Here is a 20,967-nt window from a genome sequence, read left to right on the forward strand (position 1 = left end):
GCCTCCACCGAATCGAGATGATAAAGTGAATCATCAAGCCCCCTCCCTGGCGAGGGGGTTCTTCAGCAGACTGCTAGCGCATCGGCCATGAGTGTCAGCGCTGAAAACCAAAAAAGCATGTCCGCTCCGCACTGACTTTGGAAATTTCCAAGGTGCCGCAATTAGGGCGCCGAGGGTAAGCGCCCGCTGCGGCCGGGGTTCCTAAGCGGTGCGGGGTCTCCGCTGTTTCGGACGGAGAGGCGCCAGCATGCGATGCAGGGTTTTCGCGTTGGCCGGCGCATGGGCGTCGTAGTCGTTGTTAAAATAGATCCAGGCCCGCTTCGCGCCGCTCTCCCTGATCCGGTCCGCCCATTTCAAAAGCTCCTCATCCGAATAGTTATGGCGGTACCAGCGCTCGGGTCCATGGAGGCGGACGTAAACCTCATCTGCCGTCCGGACGAGTTCGTCAGGAAGGCGCGGGCCGCTGCACGAGCAGAGGATGATCCCGGCCTCGCGGAAGGCACGATAGACTTCCTCATTCCACCAGCTCTTGTGCCTGAACTCGACCGCGTTGCGCCGCGCAGGATCGAGCTGACTCACGATCGAAGTGAGGCGGGCCTTTGTGTACCGGTAGCTCGGCGGGAGCTGGAACAGGAAGCAGCCCATCTGCTCGCCGAGAATATCGGCGATGACTCCAAAATCACGGATCAGCGTCTTCGTGCCTTTGAACGTTTTGACGTGGGTGATGATTTCGCAGACTTTGACGGTGTAGACGACGTCCTTGCCGCCCGGCTGGCGGCGCCAGGCTTGAACGTTCGCGACGGTAGGCCATGAGTAAAATGACGCGTTGATCTCGACGGTATCGAATGCTGAAGAGTAATGCGGGAACCAGTTCGCCTGCGGCACCGACGCGTAAAAAGAATCCCGCCATTTCCAGTAACGCCAGCCGGAACAGCCGACGAAGATTGTCTTCTTCAAGTCAGGCGGTGGCGGAAGGCCCTCGCTCTCCATCTTGAGCCTCACGCGGTGCATCTTAGCCGCGCGCAGGATGTTATTCTCGCGCTGCTTTTCGCGGCGAAGCCGGCGCCGTTCGCGTCTTTCCTCCAGCGTCAGTTGTTTGATGGGGGCAGGAGATGAGGAAGGCACCGGTCAGTCCTTCGCCTTCCGCAAATTGCCTTCGAGGCGCTTTCTAAGCTCGCGCCAGCGCTCGTCTTCTGCCTCGGCGCGGCTCTGCGCGGCCTCCAGATCCTTCGCTATGGCGTCAGCTCTTTCCTCGTGATCGGCTTCTGACTCAAGAAGCGCCGCTTGGGCCTTCTCAATTGCTTGGTTGCGTTTCTCGCGGGCCCTGGCAGCTTCGGCCTCTTCCTTCGCGCGGCGCGCTTTCTGTGCGCGCTCCTCATTCTCGTATCTCACCGCGGCCTTGCGTTCCGCTTTCTCGTCGTGCGTTCTCGGCGAAGCTTTCCTCCCGGGTCTTTCCTTCTTGCGCGGCTGTGCGTCGAGCGATGCGGCGGATGGCAACTCCGCGTGCTCTCTGAAGGCGGAGCTTGATCCGACCGGCCGCTGCAGCACGACACCGGGCTTTGCCATGGCGGCGGCGATCACCGTCTCGTCCTCCGCTTCTCTCGCGAAGCCCTGGTGGAAGAGGTTGCTGGCCGCGCCCCATGCTTCGAGCGCAGCCTTCATCGAGGGGGCCGCAATGGCGAGATCGAAAAATCCCTGGGAAGTCTGATAGACCTTGAGCTTGCGCGGCATTCCGGTCCAATGGATCGCACCACGGGTTTGTTCCGGCGCCGGAACGTTTTGGTTCCGAAATTGGAACCGGCGGGCGACATCGGGGTTGGTCGCCGACCGCGTCCTTCGACGCAGGGAGAGCGCCATGATTCTCGGAAGCTTTGATCGCCACACACTCGCAAATATGGAAGCTGCTCTCGACCGCATATGCGATGGCCGGCCCGATTGCCAGGACCACGAGCTCCGGTCGTTTATTGCGGACAGCCTCGTGCGCTGCGCCAAGAAGGGTAAGACGACCATCGGCGCTTTGACGGAAGCAGGCGAGGCCGCTCTCGCCGGCCGGTCGATCGCGGAAGTAAGCAGGCGTGAGGGACGGTACGCGACGCCTTAGCTGCTCGGGCTTCCTAGCCGGCGCGCGGCAGCCAACGCCATACGCCGAGGATGTTGATCACAAGCAGGACCGTGTTCTGGACCACCAGTTCGCCTCAAGCACACCATCCGCTATCCAGGCAAGGACGCCGCTATGAAGATTGCGAACCCCCACACGGTAATCCGTGCGTTGAGGTTCGCTGCGACCATGGCGGCCGCGATAATCGTTATGGCCGCTGCCGCCGCCCTCAGTATTTCAAGATCCATAATGTCCTGCAGTAAATAACGGACCGCACGCGGGGAGCGCGCGGCCCGGGACCGCCAACGGCTCAGGCGGCTTTCTGGTTGACGCTGCGCAGCGCCATCGTGTTCAGCTTCTCGTCGGTCGCCTTCTCCTCATCGAGGTTCTGCTGGAGGACGGAAGCGCAATCCGCGCGGCCCAGCATCTTGGCCCAGGCGATCAGAGTGCCGTAGCGGGTGATCTCGTAGTGCTCGACGGCCTGGGCCGCCGCGATCAGGGCGGCGTCCATGACCTGCTTGTCGTCGATATCGCCCGCGACTTCGCTCGCTTCTTTCAGAATGCCGTCGATAGCCGGGCAGTCGACGCCCTTCGCCGCAACGCCGTGCATCTCGAACATTTTCTCCAGGCGGGTGATCTGCCCTTTGGTCTCGGAAAGATGCGTCTGGAAGCCGTTCTTGAGGCCGGGATCTGTTGCCTTCTCGATCATGTCGGGCAGGTTCTTCGCGATCTGCTGCTCGGCGTAATAGATGTCCTGCAGGGTGTGCACGAACAGGTCGTTGAGTGTTTTGATTTCCTTGGTGAAAAAGCCCATGGGGTCCTCCGGGTTTGGTTTCGGACAGCAAACATTCCGCCGGGAGGACCGTTCCTAAACGTTCACAGGACAATGATTTCCTGGGCGCGAATAACGATCTCCTCCTGTGAAAGCTCCCGCTCAAAGCGCTCATGCAGGACCCGCCAGTACTCCGGTGCGAGTTTTGCTGCCATGACTTCTGTAACGGCGACATTGTCCCGTAGGGTCTCCCCGCCGCTGCGCCACAGGCCCTGGCCCGGCGCCCGGACAAAGCTCGTCGCGCCGCCGAACTTTCCGCTTAGCTCTTCGAGAAGTTCTTCAAACCAGCGCTGTGAAACCGGCTTGCCATCGCCTTTCTCCTTGGGCAGGAGAATCTGGATCAGGTAGGAGTTGTTCACGACACAAGCCTCGCCAGCGCGCTTCCGGGCCAGCTGTTCAGAAGCGTCTCGGTCGTGACGCACTCGACCTGCTGCCCGAAGCGGTTCATGTAGATATTCATCATGGAATCATGCGTCTCGTCGGCTGAACCGCACAGAGCATCGGTCACCAGAATGACGCGGAAGCCCCAGTCGATCGCGCCGAGCACGGTGGCGAGCACGCAGACATCGGTTTCGCCGCCGGTGATGATGACTGTATCGACACCGGCGCCGCGCAGCTGTTCGTGCAGGTCGCTTCCGGTCCAGGGCGAGTAGACGTGCTTGTCGAAGGTGCGCGCCGGGGGAACGAACTGCGCAAGGTCCGGAACGAGACCGATCATCTCGGTGCCGAGGCGATCGATCGTCATCGCTTCCCAGCGCTCATAATAATGCCGCCACATGCCGACGCCCTGGCCGGGCTTTTTCGCGGGGATAAAGCGGGTGAAAATGGTCCGCTCGGGATGCCCGCCCGCGATCAAAACGATATTCGGCAGCACGCGCCGCAGCCACGGCATCTTCCATTCAGTGGTTTCCGAGAACATCCTCTGCATATCGACGCAGATATGAACCGCATTCTCGCCGGGATTTCCCCAGCGCAGGTCGTCGTTCTTTGCCATGGCACTATCCTCAAACGCCAGCTCCAACGGAGCGGCGCAGATGCTGGTTCCTGTCCTTAAAAAGGGTTGCGGCCTGCAACCCGGCTAGCCATGCGGCAATGAGCGGGGGGCGGCGGAAGGGTGCGCTTCGCACGAGCGCGAGCGAGCTCGCCCTTGACGGCTGCAGGGGGGCGCGAGCCCCGGCTTCCAAGGGCGAAGGATCGGATCTGCCTCTGCATGACCGTGCAAAAGTGTACACAGCCCTCGCTTTCACGAAGCGTAGTTAGGCCTGCGTTGTCACTGGTCCGTTGAGGATTGAAGAGCGTCCTCCAGGCGGTCGAGAAAGACCAGCTGACCTTTCAGGATGCGATCCCGCGCATCGTGCACCGCGAACCAGGAAGCGCGGTCCAATTCAGGAAAATCCTGGTATTCGCCCGAATGCGGCGGCCATTCCATCTGGAAGGCATTACTCTTCAGTTTCTGGGGATCCCAGTCATCGTCGCTGGCCCAGACATGTACGGTTTTGCCGCCCGACTGTTTCGAGGCGCCAAGCGCTATAAACGCTCCCCGCGGCCTGTGCCCCGTTTCCTCGAAGAACTCCCGCTGAGCCGCCTCTAACGGCTCTTCCCCGAACGCGATCAGCCCCTTCGGGATACTCCAGGCGCCGGCATCCTTTTTCTTCCAGAAAGGCCCGCCCGGATGCCCGAGAAGCACTTCGATGATGTCCCGTGTGCGCCGGAAGAGCAGGATTCCGGCGCTTGTCTTGGGCAACGATACTGCGCGCGCGGTGCTCATCTATCGCACGGACGCGTCCCGCGCGGGCGCGCGCCGACTTTTGCCTTTCGCTATGGCCCGCTTTCGTTTCGTGAGATGCGCAAGCAGCTTGGGCAGAGGCATTGCGTTTAATACTCGATCTGCGGGCACGCCGCCCTTGCGGGCCATTTCGACGCCCCAGTGCATATGGTCGAGTTCGCGGATAGAGTGCGCGTCCGGATTGATGCTGAAGATGCAGCCGTAATCGAGCGCCTTCTGATGCCAGCGCCAGTCGAGATAGAGCCGCCAGGGATGCGCGTTGATCTCGACGGCCACGCCGTGTTTCGCGCAGCCCTTGAGAATCCTGTCAATGTCGATCTCATATCCGGGGCGGCGCTGCAGCTGGCGTCCGGTCATATGGCCGATGATCGTCGTATGCGGGTTTCTGATCGCGGCGAGAATGCGCTCCGTCTGCTCTTTTTTCGGCAGCTTGAAGCGGCTGTGAACGCTTGCGACGACGAAATCGAAATCTTCGAGAACCGAATGTGGATAATCGAGCGCGCCGTCCGCGAGAATATCCGCTTCGATGCCCTTCAGAATACGGAATCTGTCGCCATAGCGCTTGTTCAGGCGGTCGGCTTCGCGATGCTGCTCGGCTATTTCTTCAAGCGAGAGGCCGCCGGCATAATGCGCCGACTGCGAATGATCGGCCACACCGTAATACTGGAAACCGCGCTTGCGGGTGGCGTCCGCCATTGCCTCCAGAGTTTCCGTGCCATCCGATGCCGTTGTGTGGGAATGCAGAATTCCGCGCAGGTCCTTGTCGGAGACGAGTTCAGGAAGCTTATTCTTCGCCGCGCGCCCGATCTCGCCGCGTCCCTCGCGCAGTTCCGGCGCTATGAACTGAAGGCCAAGCGCCTCGTAAATATCTTCTTCCCGCGCTGACACCATCAGCTTCCTGCCCCGGTAAAGCCCGTCCGCTTTGAGATCGAAACCTTTTCCTTCCGCATATGCCTTGAGCTGATCAAGATGCGTTTGCGAGCCGGTTGCGTGAAGAAGTTCTGCGCCAAAGTGCTTCTTGTCGCTAACAAAAAGCTTGAGGCTCGAATTCCCGGTCTTGGCCGTATCTTTTCCTTGCGCGACAATAGCCAGATCGGAGACGAGTTCGCAGCCGCGCCGGAAGTCTCCTGCGATTTCGACGCGCGAATATTCCGGGTGATCTGCCTTGAGCGCGGTCACGGCATGCTCAAGGAGGGCGGCCGCTTTATGCAGATGCAGCTGTGTCTCGCCGCTGCGTGCGATGGAAAGGTTCTGCAGGATCTTTGTCTGAAGGGATGCGCCGAGCCCCTTGACCGGGCGGATGCGATCTTCTTTCGCCGCCGCTTCCAGCTCCGCGAGGGAGGTCACGCCGAGCGCCTCGTGAAGTTTCAGAATCTTGTCGGGACGGAGCCCGGGGAGCGCAAATAGCTGAAGCACTCCCGCGGGGACTTCCTTGCGCAGTTTTTCAAGGTTCGGATGCGTGCCGGTCTCAAATAGCTTCGTGACGATATCGGCGATGGCATCTCCAATGCCCGGCACGCTGGTGAGTGCGCCTGCCGAGATGATCCGGCCGATCGGCTGAGACAATGCGCTGAGGCTGTCGGCCGCGCGCGCGTAAGCTTTCGCCCGGTAAGGGTTGCCGCCGCGCAGCGACGTTCGCTGGGCGTACTCCCGTAGAAGGCTGGCGATTGTTCGCGCGTCTGCTTTGGCCATGGCTACGAAGTCAAACGAGACGATCCTTCCCAAGTTCCCGCTCGACCAGCTTCCTGACGCCGGCAGTACTGGAAAGATCAGCGGCAGGGCGGCGGGGCTAGTCCTGGCGGGGCAAGTAGCGCGAGTTGCACGCGGGAGGGACGCGCTGCAGTGACGAACGTGCGCGAAAGGCGACTTACAAGGCGCATAGAACTGCAGCGATGCAGCGCTTTTTGCGAGACGGCAGGCGTCTCTTAACCGGTCAGCGCAATGCGGTGCGCCGCTCGACTGATGATTGATTTAGACGGCCCGCCTGCCCAAGGTTAATCACGGATGGCGTCAACCGGCCTTATCCGACAAGCGCGCAATGCCGGCAATTGCGTCCGCAAGATCCTGTTCGAAGAATGGCTTTGCGAGGCGTGGAACGGAGCGGGCAGGTCCCTCCGGCAATTCCGCGTAGCCGGTCGCAATGATGACGGGGAGGTTTGGCCACTGACGGTAGACCTCTGCAACCAGTTCTGAGCCGGTCATCCCGGGCATCGCCTGATCGGTGATAAGGAGATCAATACCGCCTTTTTCGCTGATAAGGCTGAGCGCTTCCGCTCCGCTCCCCGCTGAAAAGACTGTATGGCCGAGATCCTCAAGCATTGCGAGAGTATTGAATGCGACGAGCGGGTCGTCATCCGCACTGACGATCCTGAGGGGGCGCGTATCGCGGGCAGCGGCCGGAGTGACCTGCCGATCTTCATCCTCGCGCTCCTCGGCGAGCGCGACCGGCAGGCAGATTTCAGCGATGGTGCCTTCTCCCGGTTTGCTTTTCAGATACAGCCTGCCGCCTGATTGCTCGGCCATGCCGAGCACCATCGGCAGCCCGAGCCCTGTGCCCTTGCCGACGCCTTTGGTCGTGTAGAACGGCTCGATCGCGCGTCGTAAGGTCTGTTCATCCATCCCTACCCCGGTATCCTTCACGGACAGACATAAATAGCTTCCGGGCTTGAGCCCGGCCTCGTCCGTCACCTTTCTCTCCCGCGCGGAAATGATGATGGAGCCGCCTTTCGGCATTGCATCGCGCGCGTTCATGGACAGATCGAGGATCGCAAGTTCGAGCTGGTTCGCATCGGCAGCCACTTTCGGCAAGCCAAGCGAAAAACGTGTTTCAATCTGGATGCCCGCGCCCAGAGAACTTTGCAACAGGTCGGCCATGCCATGGATAAGCTCGGTGACGTCGACGGTCTGGAGCGTGAGATCCTGGCGGCGGGCGAAGGCGAGCATGCGCTGCGTGAGCGCGGCGCCGCGCTGGGCCCCCTGCATCGCGTTGTCGAGAAACTGGTGCAACTGCACGTCGCTGACGGGGAGCCGGCGCTTCAAAAGCTCAAGGCTACCCTGGATCGCCATCAGCAGATTGTTAAAATCATGCGCGACGCCGCCGGTGAGGTGGCCAATCGCCTCCATCTTCTGCGATTGCACGAGAGCTTCCCTGGTGCGTTCGAGCTTCTCCTCCGCCGTCTTGCGCTCCGTGATATCGCGCGTGATCTTGGCAAAGCCGATCAGAGCGCCTTCCGTATCGTGAATGGCGTCGAGGACGACATGCGCCCAGAATGTCGTGCCGTCCTTTCGTACGCGCTGGGCTTCTCTTTCATATCGCCACTCGCGCCGCGCCGTTTCCAGTGCGACGCCTGGAAGGCCGGCCTCCCGGTCTCCGTCGGTATAGAAGAGGGAGAAGTGCCGCCCGATGATTTCTTCAGGAAAATAGCCTTTGATCCTTTCCGCGCCGGCGTTCCAGCTGGATACAAGCCCTTCAGGATTAAGGAGGTAGATCGCGTAATCCGTCACGCCCTGAACGAGTAGCCGGAATTGCTCCTGATTGCGGCGCAGTTCGGCCTCCGCTTCACGTCGCTCGGTCAGGTCGCGCGTAACCTTAGCAAATCCGACGAGCTTGCCGGCATTGTCGCGGATAGGGTCTATGATGACAAAGGCCCAGAAGCGCGAGCCGTCCTTGTGGACGCGCCAGCCTTCGCTCTCAAACTTGCCTTCGCGCTCCGCGGTCTCAAGCGCGCGGCGCGGGAGCTCCGTCGCGCGATCCTCATCCGTGTAGAACCGCGAAAAATGCTGGCCGATAATCTCCGCTTCCTCGTAGCCCTTGAAGCGGCGCGCACCGGGATTCCAGCTCGACACGATGCCGGTTGGATCGAGCATATAAATAGCGTAATCGGTCACCGCATCGACGAGCATGCGGTACCGGCCGTCAGCCGACTGTGAGTCGTCGAATGTCTGCTGGCGGTCCAAAACAACCCTCGATGCTTAGAATTTGCGCGGCATTACAAGAGCATACGCCGGGGTTGGGGCGAAAGTTCCTTTACACCGGGTGAGGCTTTCAGGCTTAGCTCGTCGCGCGCTCCGCGGAGGGCTCCGAGCTGTCACTTCGGCGGCTGGAGACTGGGCGAACGTAGCCAGTCTTGTATGCGCGCTGCCATATCGACATCCCGCACTTTCTTCAAAAGCTGGTCTCGCTCCTCGCCCGGCGGAAGGCTGTCCGACTTCAGGCGGATTCGCTTCGACTGATGCCGCAGGCGCTCTCCGAGAGATTCGGTCTGTTTGAAACGTCGACGATTCATGGTCATCTCCACGATTTGTCGAACGCCCTAACTTTGATTTTTAAGTTTTGTTCCGGGTAGGGTGGGAGCCTCCGTCTCCACAGGAACCCCAGACCGGTCAGGAGCTTATCCGCTACTGGCAGGAGGCTATGGCAGATGTTTCCAGGTTTCATTTTTGATGTGGAAGGGACGCTTGTTGACAGCGTCCCGCAGAATTTGCGCAGTCTGCAGGACGCGCTTGAACAGCACGGCTACCGGGTGCCGTACCAGACGCTACAGCTCTATTCAGGCCTTGACGGAGATCAGACGCTACAGCTCGCCATTCCGGAGGCGACCGAGGCTGAGCGGCATGAAATCCTGCAATTGCAGGCGGCGATCTATGAGCGGGACTATCTTCCAAGCGTACGGGCTTTCGATGGTGTGCGCGACCTCTTCCGGACAATCACCGAGCATGGCGGGCGGGTTGCTCTTGCGACCGACTGCAAAGGCGTGCCTTTCAAACGGTACCAGTCGCTTCTGAAGGCCAACGAGTACATTACCGCTACTGCGTGCGGCGATGACGTCGAACATGGTAAGCCCGACCCACGTCTCGTCGGTGTCGCGCTTCGTAAGCTCGCTTTACCTGGCTCGCAGGCAGTCATGGTCGGCGATACGCCATATGACGCCGAGGCGGGAATTGAAGCTGGCGCAAGAGCGGCCGGCGTTCTGACAGGCGCCTTCGGTAAGGACACGCTTTTGAAGGCAGGGTGCTTCGCGGTCGCAGCTGATGTCCGCGGACTGATTTCGAGCCTTCTACGGGGTGAAGCCGATCCTGAGCCGCACCAAACGGACTGGCTCCGAAGCGCCTGAGCGGCGCGGCGTTCTGGTTAAGGCTATCGCGTTGCACCCTTAAAGAATATTTGCTCGGCATTAGAAATGTCGCCTCGAGAGTTGTCAGGCACTTAAACCGGGGAGGACAGATCATGCGGATTTCAACCTTGATGTTTTCGGCTCTGCTTGCGGTGACGGCTGTGCCCGCCTTCGCGCAGCAAACTTCCCCGGCCCAGGTGCAGGAGGAAGCGGATAAAGGCATCAAGACCAAGAATTCAGGAGCGTCCGGCGTTGTCGGTGACCAGAAGGCTGGATCTGATAACATGCCTGGTCAGATGGGCGGCAACACAGCCGGACAGCCGAGCGTGCAAAATTCGGGAACAGGTGTAAGCGGCGCCCCGGGCGGGAAGAACGGACCTCCCGCGAACGCCACGACGACGGGAGCAATCAGGCTGTGCAGCAGCAGGACAGCTCGGGCGTGAAGGGACTCCCGGGAAACAAGAGCGGCCCTCCCGCTAAGAAGTAGCGCAACTAAAGCAACTCTTCCATCGCTCAAAGGGCAGCCGGCAAAGACCGGCGCAGGTATCTTGCGGAAGGCGCGCACGAACTGAGGATGGCTCATTACATTCTGTATAACATCCGTTAATCGCGCGGCCAGAGCTCAGGCCGCGTTAGGCGCTGCCTCAACCGCTCAGTGCGGCCGGAAATCTCGGCCGCACTGAGCTCGATTTCAAAGCAATGCCGGCGGTTTTAGCAACTGCATCGGCCGCGGAATTTATCCCTCACCTCAATAGGAGGATCAGAATGATGAGCGGGATCGGGATTCCAAGTAACCATAAGAGAATGGGCATGATCTTTCCTTTCAGTTAGCGACGGAGTTTCCAGGTGCCGTCGCGAAGGCCGCCGCCTTCGGTGGCTGCAAGACTTGCGCAGAATGCGCCGAGAAGTAGCGAAGCCGTAATCCAGAAGGCGAGGGCAGCCGTAGCCTTGCGCGCGGCGTCGGCGTCCGCCTTGATCTGAGTAACCACATCATTGACTCGCTTCTCCGCATCCGCCTGGCTGAGGCCGGTTCGCGTGGCCACGACCTTTGCCGCGTACTCACGATCCGGACCCTTGAGATCGCCGCCGTTGCGGAAACTGCGGGTGAACAGGCGCGTCACCTCGCTGCGCGTGTCGGCGGGATTTGCGTTCTGGCCCTGTGCCGCGGGGTCGCCGCGCAAAAGCGTGTCGACATAGCCGTCCATCGGACCCGCGGACTGGGCGGCGTTTGATGCTGCGCCCTGGCTTGCGCCTGTCACCGCGCTGCTGACAAGGCTCGTCGCCGGGGTGGCCAAAAGCGCAGCGCCAAGGACTGACGCAAGCGCCCAGGCGACAAAACCATGGGCCGTATCCCGAAAGTAGACTTCGTCACGCTCGACGCCGTCCCAGCCCGACCTCAGCCGGCCCGCAATATAGCCCCCGAGCGACGAGGAAATCATGGCGATGACGATTAGATAAAGCCCGGTCGTGATCTTGAAGGTCGTTGCCGATATGCCGGACCCCGCCCACGGCGAGACGACGCTAAGGCCAAGCCCTGTCCCGAACGCGATGAGGACGAGCGTCATCGCGCAGGCGACGACGGCGCCAGCGACGATTGAAGGCCAGGAAACGCCTGACAGAGAAGATGCTCCCGAGTCGCCGGGCGCGACTACGACGGTATCAATCATTTTTATCCCCTGAATGGGATGACGCAAATTTCGCCATCTGCCGGGGCAATGAGCAGACAAGGCTAAGGTTCCTGTGGGATGGAACCCTAATGCGCGGTGCCGGTTAAGAAAGCGGCTGATGAGGGCGCTATGACCGGCAAGGACAAGGGCGAGCCTTCGGGCGTATCGAAGTTCTTCGGCGATCTCGCCAACCGGACATCGCTTGCGGCGGGGAGGGCATCGACCTTCATCCTTGCCGCAGGGATTGTAATTGTCTGGGCCGTCAGCGGCCCGCTCTTTGGCTATTCTGATACCTGGCAGCTCGTTATCAACACGGGGACGACCATCGTGACGTTCCTGATGGTCTTTCTCATTCAGAATTCTCAGAACCGCGACAGCGCCGCGATCCAGGTCAAGCTTGATGAGCTGATCCGGGTCAGCGAGGCCAGGAATTCTCTTGTCGGCATCGAACACCTGACGGATGACGAGCTGGAAGACATTCGCTCGAAATGCGAGGCGAGGGCGGCCGCGGAAAAGGTTGGTGACGAAGCCGTTGACAAAACGGGCAAAGCGGCGCGGCGCGCGGCAGACCGGGTCTCAGGGTAATGACGCCCGCCGGAACGGAAAAGAGCCGATCGCCGGCGGAAAATATCGACGCCATACTGCGCCTCGAAAAGGAGGAAGAGAAGGATCTCGCCGCTCACCACCGGCTTTTTCACTGGATCGGCTGGTTTGTCGGCACGACACAGTTCATCGTACTGCAGTTCGTAGGTGTCGCCGTTTGGATGGCATTCAACGTCTGGCTCCCGCACCACGCCATCGACGAATACCCGTTTCCGCTTCTTGCACTGATCCTCGCGCTTGAAGCGGTCCTCCTGGCGTCCTGCGTGCTGATCCGGCAGGGCACCATCGACCGCAGCCTTGAGCGCCGCGACCATCTCGAACTGCAGATCAATCTCCTTGCGGAACGCGAGGCGACCAGATCGCTGCGCATATTGCAGCGCATCGCGAAACGCCTCGAATGCGACGATGACGACGACTGCGCGCCGGACGAACTCGCACGCGAAACGTCGATCGATGAGATCGCGAGGGATCTGAGGCAGCGGGAGAAGGAGAAGCCGGAGGCAGCGGATGACGATTGCTTCGCAAAAACACTCCGCTAAATTTCAGAGGTCCTAGGACTCTTCAAAATTGAAGCCCCTTCGGACGCTTTTGTGCGGCGAAGAAGATCGCCTTTCGAGGCGACTAAGGCCATGCGGAACCCGATTTCAGACATTCGCCACAAAGCTTGGCGACACATCCGCAGCTCCCCATACCGAGGCTGCCGTGACCCGCTACTCTCTCGAAGAACTTCGCCAGCGTTATGTCGTCGAGGCCAGGCCGCTTGAGGCGAGCCTCGAAGAAATTCTGCGCGCAGACACCCGGGCGGGAGCGCGTTCCATCCTCGCCGCGATTGAAAAGAGGCGCTTTGAAAACCGCTCCGAAGGGCAGCGGCTTCGCAAGATGCTGCGCTTTGAAACACTTCTCTGGGACCAAGGGCAGGAAGCTATCGCGGGCGTCGATGAGGCCGGGATGAGTCCGCTTGCGGGGCCGGTCGCGGCGGCGGCAGTAATTCTGAAGCCCGGCACGCGCATAGTCGGTATCGACGATTCGAAAAAGCTCCACGCGGACTCCCGCGAGGAACTCGCGATCGAGATCAAGGAAAAAGCAGCTTCCTGGTCCGTCGCGTTCGTCGAGGTCGAGGAGATCGACACCATCAACATCTACTGGGCCGGCATCCTAGCCATGCGGCGGGCGGTTGAAGGGCTGGGAATAACGCCGCAGCATCTCCTGATCGACGCGAAGCGCCTGAAAGAAATCGCCATCCCGCAGCAGGCGATTATCAAAGGCGACGCCAAATCCGCGAGCATAGCGGCCGCCTCCATTTTGGCTAAGGTCTCGCGCGATGCGCTAATGCGAACGCTCGACACGCGTCATCCCGGGTACGGGTTCGCCGATCACAAGGGCTACCCTGTGCGTGCTCACTACGCCGCCCTGGCTCAGCTGGGCGCATGCGCTGCCCATAGACGTTCGTTCGGCCCTGTGCGCGAAGTCCTTGGCTTGCCGCCGTTACCGCCCTGGCCTTCGCCATCGGAGCGCATCAGCTGAACTGCCACGCTCTGTTTTAGGTGATGCGCGTCTAGAGCGCGGGGGCGCCGGTGGCTGTTTCGCTGGCGGGGGCAGTTACAGTTACGTCATGGCCCTGCCGGAGCGCGATCGAGGCGGCTGCTATCGCGGCTTCGAAGGCGGCTTCCTTGGTGGCGTATTCATTTTCTGCCTTGCCATCGTGGCGCACCCGCCATGTGCCTTCCGTCCCGAAGATTTCGTATTTTGCGATGCCCATGAGGTGGACTTTCTGATTTTTGTGGGACAGCAACGCGCGGCGGCTGGCCGAGTTCCTGGCCGCGCCGAAAGGCCAGAGCGCGATTTCGTTCGCGCTCCTGGCAAACTTCTCACATGCATGTAGGGCGCTTAAAGCTGGCGATCATCTCGACCACGTTACCGTGACCATGCTCTCGGTGGCGACTTCCATATCCCACGACAGTTGAAGCTGGAGGAACGTGGGACACCGCCACAACTTACTATTCTCGCGTTTTACAGACGTGAAGTTCGCTTCCCATTCGCCGATAATGTGCTGACTGCTGTTTACTCTGACGGCGGACAACGCTGCAACGACCGCCCGGCTCGCCGGCATTGGGAAAGGGGCGGCCGCTTAAAAAGGGCCGCACCTCCCTGATCAAAAAAGTGCATGCAAGAAAAGGGCGGCCCCCTCTTGAGGTGGGCCGCCGACTGATTTACCGCACGCCGGTGCCGTAGAGTTGGCGCTCCCTGCGCACATCGTCCGCGCCATAAGGTTGAGCCGAGGGGTCGTAGTTCTTCCACCCAGCTTTCTGCCAAGCCGCGCTCCGGTCGCGCAAATTGACGGCTGACTGGTTCAAGATCGCTTCGTACCGCGCACGATCGGCATCGGGCACGCGGGCCGAAACCAGCGTGCCGCCCCTTCTCACGCCCTCGGCGTAGAGCGGAGCTTCCTCGTTGGACACCCCACCCTGTGTCAATGCTCCGACCACACCACCCGTGGCACCGCCGGCTGCGACGCCCAGCGCCGTCGACGCGAGCCATCCAGCGGCGACCACCGGACCCAAGCCCGGGATCGCCAACAGCCCGAGGCCTGCGAGCAAGCCTGCGGCGCCACCGAGACCTGCACCGACGCCGGCTCCCGTAGCCGCCCCCTCGGCACGATCGTCAACCCCATCGCGATCGCGATCGACCTTCTTGTCAGTGCTGTACCAGTTGTCGGAGTTGTTGGCGACTATGCTCAAATCTGAATGCGGCACGCCGGCCGCCTCCAGGCTTGTCACCGCGCGTTGCGCGTCAGAATAGTTGTCGTAAAGACGTGAAATTGTAACGGTCATCTTGAATCCCTCTTGTCTTCGCTGCTGCGCGGACAGTTACTTGGCTGCGTTCACGTTGCCCTGGAAATCAAGGCTAACATCGGTCGAGGCGCCGCCCTTGCTGGCCTTCCCGCGCCATACGCCGCTGTCGTCCTTCTTCAGAGAGGTGACATTGGTGTAGCCCGCTTGCTCGATCTTCGATTTGGCCTGCCCCTCGGTGAAGCTGTTTGCGCCTGATACCGGCTTGTTGGAATTGTTTTGGCCAGAGCTGTTGACCGCGTTGTTGTTCGGCCGATCAGTGGCCGGCGGATTCTGCGCAAACGACGGACCTGCCAAAAGCGAAGCAGCCGTCAGCAAAAGAAGAAACTTCCTGTTCATTATCGTCCTCCAGTAGTGGACCGACACAACATGTCCAGACCTACGAAGTTCCAAGTTTTCCCGTTTCTGATAGAGCCTGTCGGCCTCTCGACAGCGGGTCGTGTCGGGCCGCGGCATATCAACTTGCGCAGCCCTGGGGGCTATCCATTCGGTCTCCGCACCACGGCCATGCCGCTGCGCTTCTTCAGGTCAAATTGTCCGCTAAGGGGTCGTAAGCCGGATAGCCGGGCGGTGAATCAATGGGCCGGGGCGTAACGCCTGCACTTCCAGTGCCTCGTTGACAGCTTGGTTCGCCAGGCTGCGGTCGTCCTCAGGCGGAATGCAACAGCGGCCCCGCGATGTCGCGGAGCCGCTGAAGTCATGGCGTAAGACGTTAGGCCGCGGTCGAAGCCTTGGCATTGACGCCCTTGCGAAGCGCCACGGTGTTCAGTTTGGTGTTCGCCGCCTTCTCCTCGTTCAGATTGGTCGTGAGGAATCGGACGATCTCGTCGTGACCTAGCTCCTCAGCCCACGCGATGAGCGTCCCGTAGCGGCACATCTCGTAGTGCTCGACGGCTTGTGCGTTGGCCACGATGGCGGCGTCTAGAACTGCCTTGTCTTCGATCTCGCCAGCGGTCTCGTCGGCTTCCTTGATAATGCCGTCGATCGCGGGGCACTTCGTGCCGCTAGGCTCCTTGCCCAGCTTCGCGAACCCCTTCTCGAGCCGCTCGACTTGTCTGTTGGTTTCCTCGAGATGTTTCTTAAGTCCGGTGACCAGATCGCGATTGGTCGCCTTCTCGATCATCTTCGGCAGCGACTTAAGGATCTGCTGCTCGGCGTAGTAGATGTCCTGAAGGCCGTGGATCAGCAGGTCGTCCATGGTTTTGATGTCTTTGGTGAAGAAGCCCATAACCGATTTCTCCTCTCGCAATGATTTCAAAGGAACGCCGGAGGGCTGCCGCGGTTCCGCCCTGCGACGGGGGAAGCCCATGGCTGGCAGAACCGATGCCTTCGCCGCGCTACTCGGAAGCGTGGCCATGGACGTATGGGGCCGATTTTCCAGTGACATTCAGGAGGCCCTATTCGAGACTCCGATCAAGGACAGGGACGTCCAGCGCGAAGAGCTCGCTTGCTGCACGCCGTCACCCGCTCGCTACATCCCCGCAAGCCCTGCGCAAGACCGGCAAGGATCCCTTCGGAAATGGGCCGCCCGAATCATCAGCACAAAAATGCTCGACGCCATCCTGGTCGGGAGCGACAGCGAAGCCTCGGCTGAAACCGCCGACGTAATTGCCAGTTCTCGAAATAACATAAGCGAATCGCTGCCTTTGAAGAGATGCGAGAATGGTCGCTCACCAGACCCGAGAACCGAGTTGGCTGGCGATCAGGCGACGCGGTGATGTTTGCGCACTGACGAGCCCCGCAGCGCTGAGATCGGTATGGGTCAAATCCGCCGGGATGTGATCACTCAGCACCGTGCCGAGAACGGCCAGAGTGAGCATCATGGCGACCCCGCCAGACAGGCAGCGGATGGCCGCCGCCGTCGCATGGCAGCGCCGCCCGGGCGAGGCGGATCGTCGTCTTCACCGTCAAGGCGCCGCAGCGTTGCGAGGATGTCGGCGAGCCGAATGGGATGTCCCATGCCCGGGATCTCGCGTAGCGCCGGACAGGATTCAACCGCAAACATGTCGGACGCCCAGGACGACAAGATAATCCGTTTCTCGGGGGCGGAGAGTTTCTGGTCGTTCAGCACGTCGTCCGGAGACGTATAGTGCGCGGTGGGGTGGAAGAGGTGGTTGATGTTGCCGGAATTGGTCCTGGCCTTTGTCATCGGTCGTCTCCCTACGCTCCTTTCCAGGGGATGGTGATGGACGTCGGGCAAAAGCCCGCCGCCTTGTTCGTTCGAGAAAGCGATCAGGCAGCCTTCTGCTCGATCTGCGCCGAGGCACGGCCGCTGCCTGCGATCTGAATCCTGCGCGGTTTCATAGCCTCCGGCACCTTGCGGACGAGGTCGATGATCAGCAGTCCGTGCTGGAACGAGGCCTGCTTCACCTGAACGTAGTCGGCCAGGTTGAATACGCGCCGGAAGGGGCGCGCGGCGATGCCCTGATAGAGGTATTCGCCGGCGGCCGTCTCGGGCTTTCTGGCCTCTATGGTCAGCGCGTTCTGCTCAGCAGTCACGGAGATGTCGTCGGCGCCGAAGCCGGCCACGGCCAGCGTGATCCGGTAACGGTCTTCGCCTGATCGTTCGATGTTGTAGGGTGGGTAATTGTCTTCCGTTGCCTGGCGCAGCGCGCTGTCGACGAGCCCGGCCAGGTGATCGAAGCCGATGGTGGAGCGCCAGAGGGGCGCAAAGTCGAAGGTGGTCCTCATATCCAAGTCCTCCTAGGAGCAAGATGGTTACGGGGGAGCGCTGGACGGGGTCCGAAGACCTCTTGGCCGGCGCCCGTGGGCGACGATGCTCGACGAAGATTTTGCCCGTATCCGGGCGCACCGCAGCAACATCCATCGTTATCGCAGCCTGTTGAAGACGCAGCTTTCGGACCTCGAGCGCCAGTTCATCGAACGGCGTCTGTCCGAGGAGGATGCGGCGCTAAAGGCCTTGACCTCCAAAGTATTTCCCGTCGCTTTTACTCCGCCCGAACAGGTGGCGTCGCAGGCTGGCGCGGGAGCGGCGTCATGACAGACGTCAAAGATCAGGAGCGCGAACTCTACCGGAGTCGGATCGAGCGCGAGCAGCGGCTGATGGACCAACTCCGAGGTGGTTTGCCGGGACGCTTCGCGGCATGAACCCCTGTACCGACGAAGATGATGACGTTCGTTTCGACGTCGTGGCCCAGAGCCGCGGAGGCGCAGTGGTCGTCCGCGTGGCCGGAACCCGGCCGGGCGCCAGCGAATCCAAAGCCGAGCGCGCTGTTCTGGTGCTGTGCGCAGCGCGTCCCGCGCGGTCTTAGGAGAGGGCGGGCAGCGTGCTGGGTGCCATCGCACCATCGCGGGGCGCCAGGAACCTTGGACGACGTCAGCAGGTTGTCGGGTCTCGACCCGCGGAGATCGATCTGAAATGCAGGAGTATCCGAAACCGCCCTACCCCAGCCAGGGCCAGCCGATGCCTGGTTCGACCGCGAAGATGGACCCGCGTCCTGATCACGGCGAAATCAGCTACAAGGGTTCGGGTCGCCTGCATGGCAAACGAGCCATCATCACCGGAGGTGACAGCGGAATAGGGAGAGCCGTTGCTATCGCCTTCGCCCGCGAGGGCGCCGACCTCCTGATTGCCTACCTCGAGGAGCACGACGATGCCAAGGAAGTGGCAGGCCTCGTCGAGGCGGAAGGGCGCAAGGTCGTTTTGATCGAAGGCGACCTGAGGTCCGCGGACCACTGCCGGAAGGTTGTTGATCGGGCGGTCCAAGACCTCGGCGGCGTGGACATTCTCGTCAACAACGCCGCGCATCAGGCGACGTTCGCGGATATTACCGAGATCAGCGACGAGGAATGGCGGATGACTTTCGATGTGAACATCCATGCCATGTTCTTCCTCGCCAAGGCCGCTGTGCCGCACATGCCCCCGGGCTCAGCCATCATCAACACGGCCTCGGTGAACTCGGACATGCCGAATCCTACGCTTCTGGCCTACGCGACGACCAAGGGTGCAATTCAAAATTTCACCGGGGGGCTGGCGCAAATGCTGGCTGAAAAGGGTATCCGCGTGAATGCCGTGGCGCCGGGCCCCATCTGGACGCCCTTGATTCCGTCGACCATGCCGGAAGATACCGTGAAAAACTTTGGCAAGCAGGTGCCCATGAAGCGCGCGGGGCAACCAGCGGAGCTGGCGACGGCATACGTGATGCTTGCTGATCCGATGTCTAGTTACACGTCTGGCACGACGGTCGCCGTAACCGGAGGCAGGCCCTTCATCTGATGCCAGGTCTCAAGTATCCTGTTACGCCGGATCGGCGATATTTCGTCGTCCGCGATAGACTTTGGCAGATGAGCAATCCCCATCTTGCTCCACACGATAAGGCGCGGTTGGTGAAGGAACTGATGACCGCGCGGCGTGCGGTGAAAGCGGCTAAGGCGACCCAAGACCCGGAGTCCGAAGCCATCGCCCACGGCCTCGTCAATGAGGCAAAGCGCGGTCTTGGGGAACGGGAACAGTCTGGTGGACGGACGGTGCGTGCGACTTCAACAGACACGCAGTCAAGAACACGCCCTATGCCGATTGGTACGTTCGGGTTAAGCGGCAGCTTTCAGAGCATCCAGTCGCTTGTGGAGAAACGCCAGAACGGCGCCCGTCCACGCGCTGACACTCGTGGACGCCGCTTGCCGATCGATCAATTATTTTCAGTCCTCTCGATCAACACCTTCACGGTGACCTGCGCGACTTTGACGTCGTCGGAGCGGACCTCTAAAACAACGTCGGCCGGTGGGAGAATCAATTGATCTCGCGCCATCAGAATCGCCGCATCGGCAGCTTCGAGTAGCGCTGCCTCGATGTCGGGAAATTCAATACTGCTGTCGGCAATTTCACCGGGCGCAGAAACATAGTATCGCTTTGGGCCTGATTGGGTCATTCGGTGCGTCCGCCCGGTGTAAGCTGATGTAGATACGCAGGATCGAACCCGCTGGTGACTTCCACCTTTGCAAAGTCCAAGAATACAACGTGGTTCCTGCGGATGTCCAAAAGCCCTTCGCTGCGAAATTTCTGAATGATGCGGTTTGCGTGAACCGCGCTAATTCCCAACGCCTCCGCAAGCTCGGACTGCGTCACTGGAAACTCAAACTGATCCTCGTCAACCAACCCGACAGCTGCCAATCGACGGTGTAGTTCGGCGAAAAGGTGAGCCATCCGCGCGGGAGCGTCCCGAGCACCGAGATTGACGATCCACTCTCTGAAGACCGCCGCGTCGATCAGCGTTCTCTCCACAAGGCGCGAGCAACGGATGGCCGGTCGTCGATGAGCCTCAAAATGTCGGAATGCGCGATGAAGCCCAAGGTGGCGTTGGATAGCGAAATCAGGTCGTGATCCATAGTTCTCAGAAAGAGGCTCTGGAGATCCGGAACGTCACCAGGGACATGGAAGGACAGGATTTGCCGTTTACCGGTGTCAGTGATTTTCGACCTGCATGCGAAACCTTTCACGAGTAGGCAGCAGGCATTTGGACGCTCGCCGACACGCACGATCGATGTTTGAGCTGCGACCTCACGGACAGTAACTGGCAGGTGCTCAATTGCCTTGGCGTCGTCGCCAGTGATGTGGGTGTCACTCCGCAGTTTGCGGATCAAAATGTCGATATGTGGCACATCGGGCCTTGTGGTTGTGCAGCGCAGTTCGGCTAGTTGGTAGGGACCGCTGCCAACCGAGCAGAGAGGCAGTGGTTCCTCATGCTGCCCGTGCGGATGGTTGGAACCCCCGGCGGAAATGATCTGGTTTCGCGCTCCTCAAGCTGGCCGGCGATCCTTCTTTGAGGGGGCAGGTGGCGAACTAAAGCCCCGGCTCGCCACGAACCAGTTTAGGGCATTGAGCTACGCCCGAAGTAAATGGCCATCGAAGGAGCAGGCGTACAGTCAATTTCATTGATGACGATTGCGAGCAAAAAGTTGAGATATGAGTAATTTACTCAGGCGGGAAGAATGACCGCGCCTCTAACCTTTGTTGTATCTGACCTGTGGAGGCAGGAGTAGCCTTCGGCCATCACCGCG

Annotated in this window: 27 protein-coding genes; 7 read left to right on the forward strand and 20 right to left on the reverse strand. The window is 60.6% G+C overall.

What is annotated here, in order from left to right:
• Positions 1-201 precede the first annotated feature (201 nt).
• From AC5ZFO_RS42035 to AC5ZFO_RS42075, 9 genes are all read right to left on the reverse strand, one after another.
• Positions 202-1,125, reverse strand: a complete 924-nt coding sequence (locus tag AC5ZFO_RS42035) for a DUF72 domain-containing protein (RefSeq protein ID WP_496123669.1) — start codon at positions 1,123-1,125, stop codon at positions 202-204.
• A gap of 3 nt (positions 1,126-1,128) precedes the next feature.
• Positions 1,129-1,857, reverse strand: a complete 729-nt coding sequence (locus AC5ZFO_RS42040; RefSeq protein WP_306664386.1) for a cell envelope biogenesis protein TolA — start codon at positions 1,855-1,857, stop codon at positions 1,129-1,131.
• Positions 1,858-2,408: 551 nt separating this feature from the next.
• Positions 2,409-2,912 (reverse strand): YciE/YciF ferroxidase family protein, encoded by a 504-nt coding sequence (locus AC5ZFO_RS42045; RefSeq protein ID WP_282521354.1) that lies wholly within the window; start codon positions 2,910-2,912, stop codon positions 2,409-2,411.
• 62 nt (positions 2,913-2,974) lie between these two features.
• A complete protein-coding gene (locus tag AC5ZFO_RS42050) occupies positions 2,975-3,289 on the reverse strand; it encodes a hypothetical protein (protein ID WP_282521353.1) in 315 nt (104 codons plus the stop codon).
• Complete coding sequence (locus AC5ZFO_RS42055) at positions 3,286-3,924, reverse strand: cysteine hydrolase family protein (RefSeq protein ID WP_282521352.1); 639 nt, start codon at positions 3,922-3,924, stop codon at positions 3,286-3,288. The genes AC5ZFO_RS42050 and AC5ZFO_RS42055 overlap by 4 nt, the downstream gene beginning before the upstream one ends.
• A gap of 276 nt (positions 3,925-4,200) precedes the next feature.
• Positions 4,201-4,698 (reverse strand): NUDIX hydrolase, encoded by a 498-nt coding sequence (locus tag AC5ZFO_RS42060; protein WP_282521351.1) that lies wholly within the window; start codon positions 4,696-4,698, stop codon positions 4,201-4,203.
• A complete protein-coding gene (locus AC5ZFO_RS42065; RefSeq protein ID WP_496123670.1) occupies positions 4,699-6,408 on the reverse strand; it encodes a PHP domain-containing protein in 1,710 nt (569 codons plus the stop codon). It abuts the gene before it with no gap.
• 318 nt (positions 6,409-6,726) lie between these two features.
• Positions 6,727-8,619, reverse strand: coding sequence for a hybrid sensor histidine kinase/response regulator (locus AC5ZFO_RS42070; RefSeq protein ID WP_496123675.1), 1,893 nt, complete (start codon positions 8,617-8,619; stop codon positions 6,727-6,729).
• Positions 8,620-8,804: 185 nt separating this feature from the next.
• The gene (locus tag AC5ZFO_RS42075; RefSeq protein WP_282521349.1) at positions 8,805-9,002 is read right to left on the reverse strand and encodes a hypothetical protein; all 198 of its coding nucleotides are present in this window, start codon (positions 9,000-9,002) and stop codon (positions 8,805-8,807) included.
• Between the two features lie 135 nt (positions 9,003-9,137).
• Between AC5ZFO_RS42075 and AC5ZFO_RS42080 the strand changes: the two genes are divergently transcribed.
• Both AC5ZFO_RS42080 and AC5ZFO_RS42085 read left to right on the forward strand, forming a co-directional pair.
• Positions 9,138-9,830, forward strand: a complete 693-nt coding sequence (locus AC5ZFO_RS42080) for an HAD family hydrolase (protein ID WP_282521348.1) — start codon at positions 9,138-9,140, stop codon at positions 9,828-9,830.
• A 113-nt stretch (positions 9,831-9,943) separates the two neighbouring features.
• Complete coding sequence (locus tag AC5ZFO_RS42085) at positions 9,944-10,273, forward strand: hypothetical protein (protein ID WP_282521347.1); 330 nt, start codon at positions 9,944-9,946, stop codon at positions 10,271-10,273.
• Between the two features lie 384 nt (positions 10,274-10,657).
• Here AC5ZFO_RS42085 and AC5ZFO_RS42090 read toward each other — a convergent pair whose 3' ends face one another.
• Positions 10,658-11,497 carry a hypothetical protein gene (locus AC5ZFO_RS42090; protein ID WP_282521346.1) on the reverse strand — a complete coding sequence of 280 codons (840 nt, stop codon included), beginning with the start codon at positions 11,495-11,497 and terminating at the stop codon, positions 10,658-10,660.
• Positions 11,498-11,626: 129 nt separating this feature from the next.
• Between AC5ZFO_RS42090 and AC5ZFO_RS42095 the strand changes: the two genes are divergently transcribed.
• From AC5ZFO_RS42095 to rnhB, 3 genes are all read left to right on the forward strand, one after another.
• Positions 11,627-12,082 carry a low affinity iron permease family protein gene (locus AC5ZFO_RS42095; RefSeq protein ID WP_282521345.1) on the forward strand — a complete coding sequence of 152 codons (456 nt, stop codon included), beginning with the start codon at positions 11,627-11,629 and terminating at the stop codon, positions 12,080-12,082.
• Positions 12,082-12,639, forward strand: coding sequence for a DUF1003 domain-containing protein (locus tag AC5ZFO_RS42100; RefSeq protein ID WP_282521344.1), 558 nt, complete (start codon positions 12,082-12,084; stop codon positions 12,637-12,639). Before AC5ZFO_RS42095 ends, AC5ZFO_RS42100 begins: the two co-directional genes overlap by 1 nt.
• A gap of 163 nt (positions 12,640-12,802) precedes the next feature.
• On the forward strand, positions 12,803-13,624 hold the full coding sequence (rnhB, locus tag AC5ZFO_RS42105) for a ribonuclease HII (protein ID WP_282521343.1): 822 nt from the start codon (positions 12,803-12,805) through the stop codon (positions 13,622-13,624).
• A gap of 31 nt (positions 13,625-13,655) precedes the next feature.
• On the opposite strand, the gene AC5ZFO_RS42110 is transcribed toward rnhB, so the two are convergent.
• The 7 genes from AC5ZFO_RS42110 to AC5ZFO_RS42140 all read right to left on the reverse strand — a co-directional run bounded on the left by AC5ZFO_RS42110 (position 13,656) and on the right by AC5ZFO_RS42140 (position 17,640).
• Complete coding sequence (locus AC5ZFO_RS42110) at positions 13,656-13,859, reverse strand: hypothetical protein (RefSeq protein ID WP_282521342.1); 204 nt, start codon at positions 13,857-13,859, stop codon at positions 13,656-13,658.
• A 451-nt stretch (positions 13,860-14,310) separates the two neighbouring features.
• Positions 14,311-14,931, reverse strand: a complete 621-nt coding sequence (locus AC5ZFO_RS42115) for a general stress protein (RefSeq protein ID WP_282521341.1) — start codon at positions 14,929-14,931, stop codon at positions 14,311-14,313.
• A 36-nt stretch (positions 14,932-14,967) separates the two neighbouring features.
• Positions 14,968-15,288 (reverse strand): hypothetical protein, encoded by a 321-nt coding sequence (locus AC5ZFO_RS42120; protein WP_282521340.1) that lies wholly within the window; start codon positions 15,286-15,288, stop codon positions 14,968-14,970.
• A gap of 373 nt (positions 15,289-15,661) precedes the next feature.
• Positions 15,662-16,177 carry a YciE/YciF ferroxidase family protein gene (locus tag AC5ZFO_RS42125; protein ID WP_282521339.1) on the reverse strand — a complete coding sequence of 172 codons (516 nt, stop codon included), beginning with the start codon at positions 16,175-16,177 and terminating at the stop codon, positions 15,662-15,664.
• Positions 16,178-16,619: 442 nt separating this feature from the next.
• Positions 16,620-16,772, reverse strand: coding sequence for a hypothetical protein (locus tag AC5ZFO_RS42130; RefSeq protein WP_282521589.1), 153 nt, complete (start codon positions 16,770-16,772; stop codon positions 16,620-16,622).
• Entirely contained in the window at positions 16,769-17,098 is a 330-nt protein-coding gene (locus AC5ZFO_RS42135) for a hypothetical protein (protein WP_282521338.1), read from the reverse strand. Before AC5ZFO_RS42135 ends, AC5ZFO_RS42130 begins: the two co-directional genes overlap by 4 nt.
• Before the next feature lie 83 nt (positions 17,099-17,181).
• Positions 17,182-17,640, reverse strand: a complete 459-nt coding sequence (locus AC5ZFO_RS42140) for an Hsp20 family protein (RefSeq protein ID WP_282521337.1) — start codon at positions 17,638-17,640, stop codon at positions 17,182-17,184.
• Between the two features lie 85 nt (positions 17,641-17,725).
• Between AC5ZFO_RS42140 and AC5ZFO_RS42145 the strand changes: the two genes are divergently transcribed.
• Both AC5ZFO_RS42145 and AC5ZFO_RS42150 read left to right on the forward strand, forming a co-directional pair.
• Complete coding sequence (locus tag AC5ZFO_RS42145) at positions 17,726-17,950, forward strand: hypothetical protein (RefSeq protein WP_282521336.1); 225 nt, start codon at positions 17,726-17,728, stop codon at positions 17,948-17,950.
• A gap of 378 nt (positions 17,951-18,328) precedes the next feature.
• Positions 18,329-19,186, forward strand: a complete 858-nt coding sequence (locus AC5ZFO_RS42150) for an SDR family oxidoreductase (RefSeq protein WP_282521335.1) — start codon at positions 18,329-18,331, stop codon at positions 19,184-19,186.
• Positions 19,187-19,598: 412 nt separating this feature from the next.
• Here the strand turns inward: AC5ZFO_RS42150 and AC5ZFO_RS42155 are convergent, their stop codons facing one another.
• The 3 genes from AC5ZFO_RS42155 to AC5ZFO_RS42165 form a co-directional block, all read right to left on the reverse strand.
• On the reverse strand, positions 19,599-19,838 hold the full coding sequence (locus tag AC5ZFO_RS42155; RefSeq protein WP_282521334.1) for a DUF6894 family protein: 240 nt from the start codon (positions 19,836-19,838) through the stop codon (positions 19,599-19,601).
• On the reverse strand, positions 19,835-20,113 hold the full coding sequence (locus AC5ZFO_RS42160) for a Crp/Fnr family transcriptional regulator (RefSeq protein ID WP_282521333.1): 279 nt from the start codon (positions 20,111-20,113) through the stop codon (positions 19,835-19,837). Before AC5ZFO_RS42160 ends, AC5ZFO_RS42155 begins: the two co-directional genes overlap by 4 nt.
• A gap of 62 nt (positions 20,114-20,175) precedes the next feature.
• Positions 20,176-20,568 carry a Crp/Fnr family transcriptional regulator gene (locus AC5ZFO_RS42165; protein WP_282521332.1) on the reverse strand — a complete coding sequence of 131 codons (393 nt, stop codon included), beginning with the start codon at positions 20,566-20,568 and terminating at the stop codon, positions 20,176-20,178.
• Between the last annotated feature and the right edge of the window lie 399 nt (positions 20,569-20,967).

The sequence above is a fragment of the Bradyrhizobium sp. Unk1 genome (genome assembly GCF_059512345.1).